General features: G+C 39.4%; 10 protein-coding genes. All 10 read right to left on the bottom strand.

Annotation, left to right across the window (positions count from 1 at the left end):
- Positions 1-36 precede the first annotated feature (36 nt).
- Positions 37-2,502 (bottom strand): sensor histidine kinase, encoded by a 2,466-nt coding sequence (locus tag NPX99_RS00570; RefSeq protein ID WP_269029820.1) that lies wholly within the window; start codon positions 2,500-2,502, stop codon positions 37-39.
- A gap of 38 nt (positions 2,503-2,540) precedes the next feature.
- On the bottom strand, positions 2,541-3,938 hold the full coding sequence (gene ahcY / locus NPX99_RS00565; RefSeq protein ID WP_269029819.1) for an adenosylhomocysteinase: 1,398 nt from the start codon (positions 3,936-3,938) through the stop codon (positions 2,541-2,543).
- A 305-nt stretch (positions 3,939-4,243) separates the two neighbouring features.
- A complete protein-coding gene (locus tag NPX99_RS00560) occupies positions 4,244-5,242 on the bottom strand; it encodes a complex I NDUFA9 subunit family protein (RefSeq protein ID WP_269030021.1) in 999 nt (332 codons plus the stop codon).
- 42 nt (positions 5,243-5,284) lie between these two features.
- Complete coding sequence (locus tag NPX99_RS00555) at positions 5,285-6,604, bottom strand: bifunctional folylpolyglutamate synthase/dihydrofolate synthase (RefSeq protein ID WP_269029818.1); 1,320 nt, start codon at positions 6,602-6,604, stop codon at positions 5,285-5,287.
- A 4-nt stretch (positions 6,605-6,608) separates the two neighbouring features.
- Positions 6,609-7,529, bottom strand: a complete 921-nt coding sequence (accD, locus tag NPX99_RS00550; protein WP_269029817.1) for an acetyl-CoA carboxylase, carboxyltransferase subunit beta — start codon at positions 7,527-7,529, stop codon at positions 6,609-6,611.
- 555 nt (positions 7,530-8,084) lie between these two features.
- Positions 8,085-8,804: a sulfate transporter family protein gene (locus NPX99_RS00545; RefSeq protein WP_269029816.1), complete on the bottom strand. Its 720-nt coding sequence runs from the start codon at positions 8,802-8,804 to the stop codon at positions 8,085-8,087.
- Positions 8,805-9,250: 446 nt separating this feature from the next.
- A complete protein-coding gene (gene coaBC / locus NPX99_RS00540) occupies positions 9,251-10,648 on the bottom strand; it encodes a bifunctional phosphopantothenoylcysteine decarboxylase/phosphopantothenate--cysteine ligase CoaBC (RefSeq protein ID WP_269029815.1) in 1,398 nt (465 codons plus the stop codon).
- Between the two features lie 62 nt (positions 10,649-10,710).
- Positions 10,711-12,297: a 2-polyprenylphenol 6-hydroxylase gene (gene ubiB / locus NPX99_RS00535; protein WP_269029814.1), complete on the bottom strand. Its 1,587-nt coding sequence runs from the start codon at positions 12,295-12,297 to the stop codon at positions 10,711-10,713.
- 2 nt (positions 12,298-12,299) lie between these two features.
- Entirely contained in the window at positions 12,300-13,082 is a 783-nt protein-coding gene (gene ubiE, locus NPX99_RS00530) for a bifunctional demethylmenaquinone methyltransferase/2-methoxy-6-polyprenyl-1,4-benzoquinol methylase UbiE (protein ID WP_269029813.1), read from the bottom strand.
- 120 nt (positions 13,083-13,202) lie between these two features.
- Positions 13,203-15,635 (bottom strand): DNA topoisomerase (ATP-hydrolyzing) subunit B, encoded by a 2,433-nt coding sequence (gene gyrB, locus NPX99_RS00525; protein WP_269029812.1) that lies wholly within the window; start codon positions 15,633-15,635, stop codon positions 13,203-13,205.
- Between the last annotated feature and the right edge of the window lie 5 nt (positions 15,636-15,640).

Below are 15,640 nucleotides of genomic sequence, written 5' to 3'. Positions count from 1 at the left end.
GAAATAGATGAAAAAATTATAATAAGATCGCTGGGATTAAAAAACTTTATCTCCTTTGGAAATTGGGAAAAAACATTTAACCGTTGTTCCTTGTCCTGTTCCGGTGAGAATTTCAACATGTCCACCATGAAGCTCAACGAAGCTTTTAACAAGGGATAGACCAAGTCCTGCTCCTGCACGTCCACCATGGTGTGAATGGGAAGAAAAACGTTTAAAAACGCGTTCAAGGACATCTTCTGGAATATCAGATCCCTCATTGTGGACACTGAAAACAATGTGATCATCTTGCTCATCTGCACAAAATTCAATCGTGCTTGCCTCTGTTGCAAAATTAATAGCATTACTAAGAACATTAACAAAGATTTGATGTAAACGCGTTGCATCAGCAAAAATAAAATTTAAAGAAGGAGAAATTTGTTGTGAGAGCGTAATATAACGTCCATTAAGACGCTCTTCTACGCGTGCTACTGCTTGCACCATAGCATCAGCAATATTAACCGATTGTATGTCAAGCTCCATGATACCCGCATCAAGGGTTGCAAGGTCAAGAATATCATTAACAATATTCAAAAGAGTACCTGATTCTGAGTGAATATACCCGAGATATTGCGTTTGGCGTTCATTGACAGAGCCAAAAATTTGATCACGTAAAATATCAGAAAATCCAATAATATTGGTAAGAGGTGTACGTAATTCATAGGAAACATGTTGGACAAATTCATTACGCAAACGATCAGCACTTTCTAAGGCTTCATTTTTTTCTTGAAGAGCACGCGCGACATGGACACTGTCTGTAACATTAACGAATGTGAGCATTGTTTGCCCATTGGGAAGTGGGACCAATGTATAGTCAATAATCGTTCCATTTATGAGGTCCATACGGCCTGAATATGTATCGCGTTTTTCATCAAAACCTGTAATAAATTTGGTAAATTCGTTCCATTCTTTCCCCACGGTTAAGGTTGAACAATGGCTTTGTAATTGTGTAATATGGGTACCTTCTACCAATAAATTATACGGGAGAGACCATAATTTTGATAAGGCTGGATTTGATAAACGAAGACGCCCATCACTGCCAAAAACGACCACGCCTTCTGAAAGCTTATCAAGTGTTTCGCCTTGTATTTTAATGAGTGTATTATAGCGTCGTTCGAGATCAATTTTTTCTGTGAGATTTTCATAAAGCCAAGTCACACCTCCTTGAGGGTGAGGGCTAGAAATAACGCGTACTGTGCGTCCATCTGGAAGATTCCAAATTTGTTGATTCGATTCAGTTTGCCGGTAGGCTTTAAAAAGTTCTTCTTTCCACGCACGCCAATCGGGATGTTCAGCAATGAGTCCTTTTTCTCGCAAACGTTCAAGAAGCAATGTATGGCTTGGTTCACTTTCTAAAAAAGAACTCTCCAAAGGCCATAAAATTTTAAAAGCATGGTTGCAGAATTTTAATTTTTGGTTGGTATCAAAAATAGATACAGCTGTTGAGATTTGGTCAAGTGTTTCACAATGGTTTTGCAACACACGTTTTAGTTCATGAGCAAGATTTTCATATGCGCTGTCATCATGCGCAAAAGCGGCCATTCCTTCAGCTGTTGTAAGCCGTGTAAGATGAAAACGGTGCCGTTCTCCATCAATGACGGTATGAACATGCTCTTGAAAAATCGTTTCTATTTCATCTGTTTTGTGGTGTGGTGTGTCCTTGAAAAGATCATCTACTTCATGATGGCCTTCTCGAAAACCTGTTATTTCTCTAAAGGCGCGATTAACAAAACAAACTTTTCCTTCACAATCTCGTATCCATACGGGTTCTTGAATACAATCAAGCAGATTGCGCTGCATTCTTAGTTCTATAAGGATTTTAGCGATATCTTTCTGCAAATGCGCATTTTCACTCTGCTGTGTTGAGATGTCTTGAAAACGCGCAATAGCTACTGTTCCAGCGATGACCCCTGTCACTTGTAACAGCACATTGTTTTTAGTAGTAACGGAAAGTTCAAAAGGATGAGACTTACAACGCAATTGCGTTAATGCATAGTTAAGTTCTCGCAAGGAATTTTCTTCAAGCCAAAGCTCAAAATGCTGAAAATCTTGCTGCACAATTCCTGTTTTTTGTAATATGGGAATATTACCAATCATACGAGGAGAAACCGTTGGATTTTCCCAAATAAGAAGCAATTGCTTTGTTTCTTCTAGGAGCCATTCATAATATTTAAGTTTTTCAGAAAAATCTGCTTGAAGAGCCTGTAAAGGCTTTTGTGAAGCTTTTTTCACACGTATAGTAACTGCTATACAGGTGAGAAGTGAAGCACAAGAAACTCCTCCACACAATGCTAGAAGAAGCCATGGACCCTCTAGTAAAGTGAACACAAAGGGTAAATGGGCTTCTAATGACTGAGCAACAACGTCTGCTGGGAAAAAAATGGTAAAAAGGCAAAAAATATGTGTATAAATTCGAGTCATTTTGTAAGCTTTTTCTTTGGGGGTATAATCACCAAAGCGGAGCACGGCACTTTTTCCTTTTTCTTTTAACCCTAGGAAACATTTTAGTAACGATAATGATCTGGTTTATAAGGTCCTTGTGGTGTAACTCCAATATATGCTGCTTGTTCTTCTGATAAAACAGTTAATTTTATTCCTAGTCGTTCAAGGTGAAGGCGTGCAACTTTCTCATCGAGGTGTTTAGGTAAAACAGTGACTTCATTTTTGTAGTGTTCACAACGGTTAAAGAGTTCAATTTGCGCTAAAACTTGGTTGGTAAATGATGCCGACATGACAAAAGAGGGATGTCCTGTTGCATTTCCAAGATTAAGCAAACGCCCTTCAGAGAGCAAGATAATACGTTTTCCATCAGGAAAAGTAATCATATCAACTTGCGGTTTAATATTTGTCCATGGCAAGTTTCGAAGAGCGGAGACTTGGATTTCATTATTAAAATGACCAATATTTCCAAGGATACACATATCTTTCACTTGCTGCATATGGTCTAAACGAACAATATCTTTATTGCCTGTTGTTGTGATAATAATATCAGCACTGGATGCGGCATCATCTAAATGAACAACTTCATAGCCATCCATAGCTGCTTGAAGGGCGCAGATTGGGTCAATTTCTGTCACTTTAACGCGTGCTCCAGCACCTGAAAGAGCGGCTGCGGAACCTTTACCCACATCGCCATAACCACAGACAATAGCTATTTTCCCAGCGATCATTACATCTGTTGCGCGCCTGATACCATCTACTAATGATTCTCTACATCCATATTTATTATCAAATTTTGATTTTGTGACACTATCATTGACATTAATGGCAGGAAAAGGCAGAAGCCCTTGCTTTCGTAATTGATGAAGACGGTGTACTCCTGTTGTCGTTTCCTCACTAACACCTTTGATTGCTGCGCGTTGGCGTGTAAAAAATCCTGGTGTGACAGTCATACGTTTTTGAATTTGTTTGAAAAAAAATTCTTCTTCTTCTGTTTCGGGCTGAGAGAGAATATCTTTGTTTGCTTCTGCAAGGCATCCCATCAAAATATAGTTTGTAGCATCGGCTCCATCATCTAAGATAAGATTGGAAGGATTGCCGTCAGTCCATTGGAAAATGGCATCTATATAAGCCCAATATTCTTCAAGAGTTTCGCCTTTAACTGCGAAAACAGGGATACCCGTGGCTGCAATAGCTGCCGCGGCGTGGTCTTGTGTAGAAAAAATATTGCTAGAACTCCATCGTATATCGGCGCCAAGTGCTTTCAACGTTTCAATCAAAACAGCTGTTTGAATCGTCATGTGCAATGAACCAGAAATACGTGCTCCACGCAAAGGTTGGCTGGAAAAAAATTCCTTACGACAAGCCATTAAACCAGGCATTTCTGTTTCGGCGATATCAAGTTCTTTACGCCCATAGGCAGCAAGCGCAATATCTTTGACAACATAATCTGAAGTTGCCATTCTTTAATTCCTTTAAAATTATTTATCCCCAGAGGGTAGGAGAAATTGAAAAAGACGGTAGGAGAAATTAAAAAAAAATGCAAGCCAATAGAAAGACTTCTTTATGTGGAAAAATTTTTTTTAATCTCCATAAATTCCAAATAATAGTATTCCTAGAAAATAGGAAAGGACTCATAATTTTTTTAGAATTTTGAATGCAAAAGATTAAAATGAGAAATAGGACTTTATTCAATCTTCTAATTTCAAGAGAGGAAAAATGAATCACTACAAATCAAGAGTTTGACTCATTCTTGCGAGAATATGTGCTAAGCTGGCAAATTTTTTGAGAATTGACCTTGTGGACGAAAACGCCAGAGATAACTTGACAAGAGAGCAGTCATTGTTTTAGGAGAAATTCCTGCTCCTTCTAAAGTATATCCATTTTCTATAGCTTCTTGAGAAACAATGTTATCCACTTGCAGGAAGCGTATTTGATGAGCTGTAAGGAGTGTTGGTAAGAGAGGTAATTTTCCGATAGTTCCAAAAACACTCCCAATTAATAAACCTGCAGAAAGAGGCATGGAGAGAATTGTTTTCTTACGATGAACAATTTTTAGTACATTTTCAAGGGTATTTTGGAATGTAACAATCTGAGGTCCCCCAAGATCATAGCTTTTTCCAGAGAGAACTTGTCCTTCTAAAGCGCGCACGACAAATTCAGCAATGTCACCAACATATACGGGTTGCAATTTGCTTTGCCCCCCTCCAAAAAGAGGCATAATCGGTAAAAAACGGGAAAAATTTGCTAAGGTATTGAAAAAACAATCTTCTGGTCCAAAGATAACAGAGGGGCGCATAATAATTGCTTGCGGATGCTTGCTTTGAACGATTTTCTCACACATAGACTTAACGCGTGCATAAAGAAATGAAGCGTTTTCATTGGCTACAAGCGCTGACATATAGAGAAGTGGAATACCAGCTTCAGCTGTTAATTCAGAGACATTTTGTGTGCCATCAATTTGTGTTTTTTGAAAGCTTGACTGATTTGCTTGTACTAAACTACCAGGAAGAAATACTGCACCCTCTGCTCCAAGCAATGCCCGTGCAACAGAGGCACGGTGCTTGATATCAGTTTTAAGCATTTGGGTTTGTCCTACTTCTCCTATTTGTAGCATATAATAAGCTTTTTGTGGACAACGAACAGCGATGCGAACGCGATAACCCCGTTTGGTTAGAGCCTCAACGATGTGTCGACCTACAAAACCAGATCCGCCAAAAACAGTAATAAGTTTAGGATGTTGATAAAGTGCACAATCAAGTTGCATGGTCAAAATGTCTATCTTTAAAACTCTATGGATTACCAATTCCTAACATGGTGGTGTTTTATTGTCACGTAAAATATCACCGGCAAGGTAAAGGGAACCACCAATAAGGACAATTGCATTATTATGCTCTGTATTAATTTTCTGTAGAACATCTTGCAAATGGGCTTGAGGGCTGGCAAAGAGCCCTACTTTTTGAGCAGATTGTGCTAAATTTTTTGGACAAATACCAGCAGTGTTGTTTGTTAATGGAATTGTATAGATTTTATCTACGAGATTGGCGAGAGGGCGAAAATAACCAACAGCATCTTTAGTGTTAAGCATGCCAGCAATCATAACAATAGGACGGTTTGTTTTTTTTCTCCATTGGGTAAGTTCTGCTGCTATAACTTTTCCAGCAGCAGGGTTATGTCCACCATCTAACCATAAATCAATGCTAGGAGAGAGTTGATCAATCAAAAAACCATGCGTAAGATGTTGCATCCGTGCTGGCCAATAAATATTTTGTAAGGCGTGACTTATGGCTTGTTCTGAAAGTTGAAAACCCGCTTGATAAAGTGCTTCAAGAGAAGCTCCGGCATTGGCAATTTGATGAGCGCCAACGAGGTTAGGAAGTGGAAGATCCATGAGGCCTTGATTGTTTTGGAAAACCATACGTCCATGTTCTGTATAGCTTTGATAATCTTGATCAAAGAGGGAAGAAGGTGCTTTATTTTTATCCGCAAGGGTTGTTAAAAGTGAAAGAGTTTCTTCGTGACTTTGTTGACCAATAACCACTGAAACCGCTGGTTTAATAATTCCCCCTTTTTGAAAAGCGATTTGTGCAATTGTGTTTCCAAGAAAAGCTTCATGATCATAATCGATGGGCATAATAAGCGATACAGCTGGCTTATGAATGACATTGGTGGCATCAAAACGCCCTCCTAACCCAACTTCTAGAATCACGACATCAGCTGGATGTGTACTAAACAGCATAAAAGCTGCTGCTGTGAAAATTTCAAAAATAGTAATCGGTTCTTGGCGATTCACTTTTATAATTTCACGAATTGTCTCAGCTAATTGGTTCTCTGTAACAAGTTTACCTCTTCCTTTTTGACCTAGCCTGCAGCGTTCATTCCAATTAACAAGATGAGGTGAGCTATAGACATGAACGCGATAGCCGGCACTTTCTAAAAGAGCACGACAAATTGCACTAGCAGATCCCTTGCCATTTGTTCCAGCAATGTGAATAACAGGTGCAAGTTTTAAATGCGGATTGCCAAGTCGTTCTAAAAGGCGAAGAATACGCTCTAGAGAAAGATCAAATTTTTTCGGATAGTTTTTTAATAACTCATCTATCATCCCTTGTACTTGGCTTTTTTCCATGAGATTAAGCAGCTTCTGTATGAGAAAGCGATATCTGAGAATCTGTGGGAGATGGATGGGAAGGATGCACAGCTACAGGACATTTCATCATCAAGCGTAAAAGGCGTGCAATGGTCGTTTTCATTTCTAAACGCGAGACAACCATATCAATCATACCATGTTCGAGCAGATATTCACTACTTTGAAAACCTTCAGGTAAAGTTTCACGTATGGTTTGTTGAATCACGCGTGGTCCTGCAAAACCAATCATAGCGCCAGGTTCAGCAATGTGAATATCGCCAAGCATGGCGTAAGAAGCAGTAACACCACCTGTAGTTGGATTGGTCAGAACAACAATATAGGGAAGTTTTGCTTCTTTCAGCATTTCAATTGCGACTGTTGTACGGGGCATTTGCATTAATGAAAGTGTTCCTTCTTGCATGCGTGCACCGCCAGAAGCAGCAAAAAGAACTAAAGGACATTTTTTGGCAATAGCAGTCTCAAAAGCTTTAATGATAGCTTCTCCTGAAGCCATGCCAAGGGATCCCCCCATAAAAGCAAAGTCTTGAACGGTAGCTATAATTGGTAAGCCTTCGATAGTACCATGTGCACTTAAAATATTGTCATCAACTCCAAGTTTAGAACGATAATCTTTTAATCGGTCAATATAGCGTTTTTCATCGCGAAACTTTAAAGGGTCTGTTACGACTTTTGGATTTTCAAGAGGCGTATAAATGCCATCATCAAAAAAATGCATGAGACGATCTTTAGCGCTGATACGCATGTGATAACCAGAATTGGGAATGACATATTGATTCATTTCCAGATCTTTATGAAAGACCATTTCACCACTGGTGGGATCTTTAATCCATAGATTATCTGGAATTTCACGGCGCCCCAATATAGAGTTAATTTTAGGACGAACATAATTTGTAATCCAGTTCATCTTTATAGCCTCTCTTTAAATATTATATACTTTTTACACGATTTGAAAGAATACTAGGATTGAAATTATGAGATCCACTTTACAGTTGAATAAAAGAATCTCTATTCATATTTTTACAAGTATACATATATTTCTAATTCTATTATCCTTTAATTTTTTTGTCCGTGTCATAGCAATCACCTGCATAAGGAGTATCCTTACAACAAATCTCTCAGTAATTTAATAACTTATGTTATTTGTTCACTTGCTTTGATATCAAAACCTGTTCCCTGCACTGGTTGGCTTTTCATTTGCTTCTGATGAAAATGAATATCCGATTCATCATGAATATCAACGGTTTTGAAGCAAAGAAACCTTAGAATTATAAAGACTATAACAGTCCATAAAAACAATGGACATGACAGTGCTATGTTAACGAAGTACCAGTACCAGAGCAAGATTTTTTTAAAAGGGTTCCTTTGATGAGAGAAATGAAAGCCGTTCTTTAAAAGAGTGAGTCTCTTTTAAACTCTCTTTTATTCATATACTTTGTAGCTTTTAAGTGAATAAGCATCGTTATTTTTGTGTAATGCATACGGTGGTCTTTTGGGAAAGCACCTTGTGTAAGTGTGTCATAAAGGCGGCTGCGAAAAGTGGTGCTGCTAAGTTAAGGATAGGAATCGAAACAAAAAGCGCGATCAATAATCCTGCCCCAAAAACCGTCAAGTAATGAACCCGTAAAAAAGCATGCGCTTCATGTTCAGTTCGAAAACGGTAAGCGGCAAACACAAAATATTCACGACCAAGCAAGTAGCCATTAATAACATAAAAGGCGATCAAATTAATACCTGGAACGAAAAACAAAAGAAAAGCGATTCCATTGCCGAGAAGGCTTAAAAGAACAAATTTCAAAGAGAGAATGAGAGAACGTCCAAACGGTAGTGCGTGTCCAATAGGCTCGTTTGGATAATCTTCTTTTTCAATAATTTCGGCAGCAGCATCAATGAAAAAACTACCAATCATAGCGGTAATTGGGGCAATCAAAAAAGCCATCAGCAAAGCTAAACCAAGATTGAAAATGATAATCATGCCCAATCCCAACCATCCAGCCCAACTGGGTAATCCGGGAAAAAAATGAGCAATCCAAGGCCAAAAATAGGACACAAAAAGCTGGTGTACACATAGCCATAAAATAATGAGTACAACAAAAGTAATCCCCAAAGCTTTTAAGATCATAATGCGATATTCTGGGGTCAGAAGACGTTGTAAAGCGCGATAGGCGGAAGTAAAAATCATAATAACCAAGTAAATAAGAGAAAAAAAGTGAAAACAAGAGAGAGTGAAATGTGCTTTATATAGGAACTTGTTTCATAGAGCTTATAATGTTGTTGCTTAAGGGTAAACAGTTAAGAAAAAATATTTTTATTCTTTATACATAGTAGAAAAATCCCGATAGAATTTTTTGTCAGGTTCATGAAAGAAGCAACAAGAGTGAATGGCAGTAAAACCGCCAAGACTATCTGTGTTATAAAAGGCTAAAATAGGTAAGGATTTTCGTTTCTTTCGAATATGGAGAAGCTCACTCTTTGTACAAAGGGGATTATTCAATCAATAGGATTAACGTAGAAATAGCTTGTCGTATTTTGATGCGTACGCTTCATTTTTTGCTTGGTATTGCATTTTTCATCATCGATTCATTTTTGCGAAATTTTTATTTTCATTTGAAATAAAGAGCTTCTTCCTCATTGACGAGTAGGGTTATAAGACTCGAAGAATGATATAATAACCTTTGCTAATTTTTGAGCGACTTGTTGTTTACTCATATGCGGCCATTGTTCAACAATGTCTTTACTAACAAAACAAACTTGATTTGTGTCAGCGCCCATGATGCTTGTACCATCAGCGTGAAGAGAAACATCATTGGCAAGAATGAAATTTGCTCCTTTTTCGATACATTTTTTTTGCGCATTGGCAATGATATCAGAGGTTTCAGCAGCAAATCCAATGACCAGAGGTGGGCGATTTGGAGCATGTCCAATGGTTGCCAAAATATCAGGATTTTCAGCTAGTTGTAAGGATGGAGGTGTTTGATGATCATGCTTTTTGATTTTGTGTATAGATTGTGTTTGGCAGCGCCAATCGCAAACGGCGGCGACAAAAATAGCACCATCAGCAGGCAATGAATCTTGAACAGCTTGTAACATTTGACATGCTGTTTCAACATGAAGAGTTTTGACTCCTGGTGGTGCGGTAAGGTTAACCGGTCCACAAATAAGCGTTACTTTGGCGCCTAAATATGCAAGAGCTGTTGCAATGGCATGGCCTTGTTTTCCAGATGAACGATTAGCAAGATAACGTACTGGATCAATGGGTTCATGGGTAGGACCAGAAGTAACAATAAAATGGCGACCAACAAGGGGTTTTTCTTGCACGCCTAAAAGAGTTTCTGCTGCGGCGACAATCGTGAGGGGATCACTCATGCGTCCACAACCTGTTTCATTGCGTTCAGCCATTTCACCAACTTCTGGTCCGATGATATGAACGCCATCTGTACGTAACTTTGCAACATTACGAACAGTTGCTGGATGGGTCCACATTGCAGGATTCATGGCGGGTGCAATTAAGAGTGGACAGCGTGCCGCTAAAAGCACACAATCAGCTAGGTCATCTCCTATACCATTGGCTATTTTGGCAATGCGATTGGCTGTGGCAGGCGCTAAAATAATAAGATCAGCATCGCGTGCCAAGCGAATATGCCCAATATCATGTTCCTCTTCACGTGAAAATAAATCGCTATAGACCGTATGACCACTGAGAGCTTCAGCGGCTAAAGGCGTAATAAATTTTTGCGCCGCTTTTGTCATAATAATGTTTAAACATGCTCCACGTTCTTGCAATCGACGAATGAGATCAAGGGCTTTATAGGCTGCAATACTCCCACCAATAATAAGAAGCAGTGATTTTGATTGCAATGATTGCTCTTCAATGGTACTTACTTGAGAGGGGGATATAGATTGCGTGATAGGGTTACTTAAAATACGGCGGGCTTCTTCTTCCATAGAAATGCCATTTTTTGCAGCACGTATGCGTAAAGCTTCTTTGATTTCAGGAGAGAGGTTGCGAATAGTAATACTAGCCATAAAATATTTCCAAGAAATAAATTGATTTCAATGATTTCATATTTTATAGCATAGTGAGTAGATTAGAAAAGATAAAAAAAGTAGAAAGTAAGGCAAACGCAACAAAACGCAATAATGAACAGACTATAACGACCACAACGGTTGATACGACTTTGCTCACGAGCAAGTTGTTTAAGAGTGGTCGGTGAAAGATGAAATCCGGTTTTTACCATTTGGTTGAGGTCTTCTTCCATCCGTTGGAGATTTTGTATCAATTGCGGTGCTTTGCGTGCCAGAGAAAGGAGTGTTTGTGCCCCTTCATTGAAGTCTTTTGCAATTCCAATGGGTCCTAAATTTTTGCTAATCCATTCTCTAACAACGGGTTCAGAGGCTTTCCACATATTAAAATGAGGGTCCAATGTGCGCGCTACACCTTCAACGACAACCATAGTTTTTTGTAGAAGTAAAAGTTCAGGGCGTGTTTGCATATCGAAAAGCTCAGTGACTTCAAACAACAGTGTAAGCAATTTTGCCATAGAAATGCTTTGCGCGGATTGTCCATGAATTGGTTCTCCAATAGCGCGATTGGCTTGGGCAAAGCTTTCAATATTATGGTGTGGGGGCACATATCCTGCTTCAAAATGAGCGCGTGCTACCCGATGGTAGTCGCGGGTAATAAAGCCATAAAGGATTTCAGCAAGGAAATGCTTTTCTTTTTTACCTAGCCGTCCTGTAATTCCTAAATCAACAGCAACAATACATCCTTTTGAATCTACAAATAAATTACCAGGGTGCATATCTGCGTGAAAAAAACCATCACGCAATGTATGGCGAAGGAAAGATTGAATAAGCGTAATTGCAAGCGCTTGTAAATTAAAACCAGCTTCTTTGAGGGCAGAAATTTCAGATATTCTTATACCATCGACCCACTCCATTGTGAGAACATTGCGTCCTGTCCGCTCCCAGTCGATTTTGGGAACGCGAAATCCTGTATCATGTTTAATGTTTTCAGCCATTTCTGATATGGCAGCGGCTTCTAATCGTAAGTCCATCTCAATTCGTGTTGTTTGTGCCAAAGTATCAACAACACAAACAGGGCGCAGCCGCCGAGAAGCTGGTATATAACGTTCTTGTAAATGGGCAACAAGATAGAAGCTTCTAAGGTCTCTAGCAAAACGTGTTCTGATATTAGGACGGATGACTTTAACAGCACATTTTTTTCTATGGCCAGCTTCATCATTGTATTCAGCTACATGAACTTGAGCAATAGAAGCGGCAGCAATGGGGGAATAAAAGTTTACAAAGAGATCATTGATAGATCGACCGAGCGAACTTTCAATTTGAGCAATAGCAGCAGTACAAGAAAATGTTTGCACACGATCTTGTAGTTGCGCCAAATCTTCTGCAATGTCATGTCCAACAATATCAGGTCTGGTAGCAAGAAATTGACCAAGCTTTATGTAAGAAGGACCGAGTTTATTAATGGCATAGGAAAGATTTTCAGACCTTCGCTTTTGTTTTGTTTTTCGCCGCGCTAACATACCTGCGATACGATGACATAATGCTGGAAATCCTTGAAGATCATCGTGAGGCAGGGCACTCAAAACACCTTCGCGTGCTAAAACCCATCCCGTGCGCATCAATTGGAAATAAGTAGAAATTTGCACCATTTTTAAATTTTCCAACCTGAATGTAGCGCTGCGATTGCACCTGTAAGATTGCGGTATGATATGCGCGAAAAACCGGCTTTCTTGATCATAGAGGCAAAGTCATCTTGTTTAGGAAATTTACGAATAGATTCAACCAAGTAACGATAAGCGTCACCATCATTTGCAATGACTTGACCAAGCTTAGGGATAGCATGGAAAGACCAAAGGTCATAAAGTTTATCAAGCCAAGGCATTTCAACATTTGAAAACTCTAAACATAAAAAGCGTCCACCGGATTTTAAAACACGAAAAGCTTCTCTAAGAGCTTTATCAATGTGAGGCACATTGCGAATTCCAAAGGCAATAGTGTAAGCATCGAAGCTTTGATCTTCAAAGGGGAGACATTCAGCATTGGCTTCAACAAAATCAATCAGAGGAGCGAGGCCATTTTTTTCTGCACGCTTTTTGCCGATACTGAGCATTGAACCATTAATATCAAGTACTGTAACATGTGCTTTTTGGCGTGAAGCATTAAGGATTCGGAAAGCGATATCACCAGTACCTCCAGCCACATCAAGCACCTTCCAATTGGCAAGCGCTGGTGGAGAAAGCCATGCAACCATAGAGTTTTTCCACACACGATGTAGTCCTAATGATAAGATATCATTCATCTTATCATAGTTTTCAGCGACGGAGTGAAATACACCATCAACCATAGACTGCTTTTGCTCTTCATCAACTTTTGTAAAGCCGAAAGAGCTTTCCATACCACCCTTTGTTCCAACACGTTCTGTTTCAGCTGTCATGTGTATGACTTTCCTTCGTTTTTCTTTTTTATCGTAGATGAAGTGTAGAAGGAATATTCAAATACGAAAAATATCTTATAAAACTGCGATGTTTATACAGCTAGAAACAGAAGAGTACCTTTAGATATCAAGATTGGCAACGCTCAAAGCATTATCTTGAATAAAAATTCGTCTCGGTTCAACTTCATCGCCCATTAAACGAGAAAAGAGTGAATCAGCATCGGTTGCATCATTGATTTTAACTTGTAAAAGGGAGCGCGCCTCAGGATCAAGGGTTGTTTCCCAAAGCTGCTCAGCGTTCATTTCTCCAAGACCTTTATAACGTTGGAGAGTGATACCTTTTTTACCGTTTGTAAAAATACTTTCCAATAAACTCATAGGCCCCAAAATGCGTTCTGATTTATCTTTTCGGTGTAGGAGTGGTGGAGGGCTATATATTTCTATAAAACTTTTAGAGACACGATCGATTTGACGCGCATCAGTTGAATTGATCAGTCCTGCATCCAAAGTAATAACATCTTTAACGCCGCGTAAAATCCGTTCAAAACATAAACTTCCATCTGGTCTGTATTGCCCACTCCAACCACGTTCTATGTCATCAGCGATTAAATCAAGGCGGTTTGCAACTTTATCGGCTGTTTTTTGTGCTTTTTCTGGTGTTGCAAAGGTTTCAAGATTAAAAGCCCCAACAATTGCTGCTTGTTCCACAACTGTGCGATCATAGCGTGTGTGAAGACCATTTAAAAGTTGGCGTAACATACGAGCATCTTCAGCGAGTTGGCGCAAATCAGCACCAGCGCGCATTTCACCTGTTGACAATTCTAGAGTTGCTTCTTCCAATCCAGCATTGATTAAAAATTCCTCGAATGCCATCTCATTTTTAATATATTGGGAAGACTTTCCCCGCGATACTTTATAAAGGGGTGGTTGAGCGATATAAAGATGCCCCCGTTCAATCAATTCAGGCATTTGTCTGAAAAAGAAGGTAAGCAGAAGTGTGCGAATATGTGCACCATCAACATCAGCATCTGTCATAATGATGATTTTATGATAACGCAATTTATCTGGTGAAAATTCATCTTTACCAATGGAAGTTCCAAGAGCAGTGATAAGGGTTCCAATCATATCTGATGAAAGCATTCGATCGAATCGTGCTCGTTCGACGTTAAGGATTTTACCCCGCAGAGGTAAAATCGCTTGATTTTGACGGGACCGTCCACTTTTTGCTGAACCACCAGCAGAATCCCCCTCAACGATAAAAATTTCTGATTTTGCTGGATCACGTTCTTGGCAATCGGCAAGCTTTCCCGGTAGAGAAGTAATATCAAGAGCGCCTTTTCGTCTTGTGAGTTCACGTGCTTTACGTGCAGCTTCACGAGCTGTTGCAGCTTCTACCACTTTACCAATAAGCAACTTTGCTTCATTCGGGTGTTCTTCCAGCCATGCGGAAAGACCTTCATTCACTAAATTTTCAACAATAGGGCGCACTTCAGAAGAAACCAACTTGTCTTTTGTCTGAGAAGAAAATTTGGGATCAGGAACTTTGACGGAAAGAATAGCTGTAAGTCCTTCACGACAATCATCACCAGTTAAGTTCACTTTTTCTTTTTTTGCAATCCCTGAAGATTCAGCATAACCATTAATTTGGCGTGTTAAGGCGCTACGAAAACCTATTAAGTGAGTTCCACCATCACGCTGCGGAATATTATTTGTAAAGCATAAGACCTTCTCATGATAGGAATCATTCCACCAGAGGGCAACGTCAACGCTCATCCCATCCTTTTCATTTGCAATGTAAATAGGGGTATCTAACAATGCTTTTTTTGTTTGGTCAATATATTTGACGAATTCAACTAACCCACCTTCGTAATGGAGCTCAACAGATTGAATATCAGCATGACGTTCGTCAACGAGAAGAATATGGATACCAGAATTTAAAAAAGCGAGTTCGCGCAAACGACGTTCTAAAGTTTCAAAATCAAATTCAACCATCGTAAAGGTTTCAGAGCTTGGTAAAAATCTGATTTCTGTTCCACTTTCTGTATCACAATCGCCAATAATGCTTAACGGAGAATCAGCAACCCCGTGGGTAAATGACATTTGATGAATTTTACCATTGCGTTTGATTTGCAATTTAAGCCAAACAGATAATGCATTTACAACAGAGACACCAACGCCGTGTAAACCGCCTGAAACTTTATAAGAATTTTGGTCAAATTTTCCTCCTGCATGGAGCTGAGTCATGATAACTTCAGCTGCTGAAATGCCCTCTGTCGGATGAATATCTGTTGGAATTCCGCGCCCATTATCGCGAACAGAGCAAGAACCATCAGCATGAAGTGTGACATTTACAAGGGTAGCATGACCGGCTAAAGCTTCGTCAATAGCATTGTCCACAACCTCATAGACCATATGGTGCAAGCCTGAACCATCATCTGTATCACCGATATACATACCAGGACGTTTGCGTACAGCATCAAGACCTTTGAGAACTTTGATGGAAGCGGCATCATAGTCACCAATCTGTATTGGTGAGGTTGTTTCATCACTCATAAGTT

The sequence above is a fragment of the Bartonella sp. 220B genome (genome assembly GCF_026930205.1).
Lineage (GTDB): Bacteria > Pseudomonadota > Alphaproteobacteria > Rhizobiales > Rhizobiaceae > Bartonella.
This window is presented reverse-complemented; position numbering and strand designations above follow the sequence as displayed.

Coding starts and splice junctions, on each gene's coding strand:
- ubiB (WP_269029814.1), bottom strand. CDS start 12,297: ATGGTGCAAATTTCTACTTATTTCCAATTGATGCGCACGGGATGGGTT.
- NPX99_RS00555 (WP_269029818.1), bottom strand. CDS start 6,604: ATGGAAAAAAGCCAAGTACAAGGGATGATAGATGAGTTATTAAAAAAC.
- ubiE (WP_269029813.1), bottom strand. CDS start 13,082: ATGACAGCTGAAACAGAACGTGTTGGAACAAAGGGTGGTATGGAAAGC.
- NPX99_RS00545 (WP_269029816.1), bottom strand. CDS start 8,804: ATGATTTTTACTTCCGCCTATCGCGCTTTACAACGTCTTCTGACCCCA.
- ahcY (WP_269029819.1), bottom strand. CDS start 3,938: ATGGCAACTTCAGATTATGTTGTCAAAGATATTGCGCTTGCTGCCTAT.
- gyrB (WP_269029812.1), bottom strand. CDS start 15,635: ATGAGTGATGAAACAACCTCACCAATACAGATTGGTGACTATGATGCC.
- accD (WP_269029817.1), bottom strand. CDS start 7,529: ATGAACTGGATTACAAATTATGTTCGTCCTAAAATTAACTCTATATTG.
- NPX99_RS00560 (WP_269030021.1), bottom strand. CDS start 5,242: ATGCAACTTGATTGTGCACTTTATCAACATCCTAAACTTATTACTGTT.
- coaBC (WP_269029815.1), bottom strand. CDS start 10,648: ATGGCTAGTATTACTATTCGCAACCTCTCTCCTGAAATCAAAGAAGCT.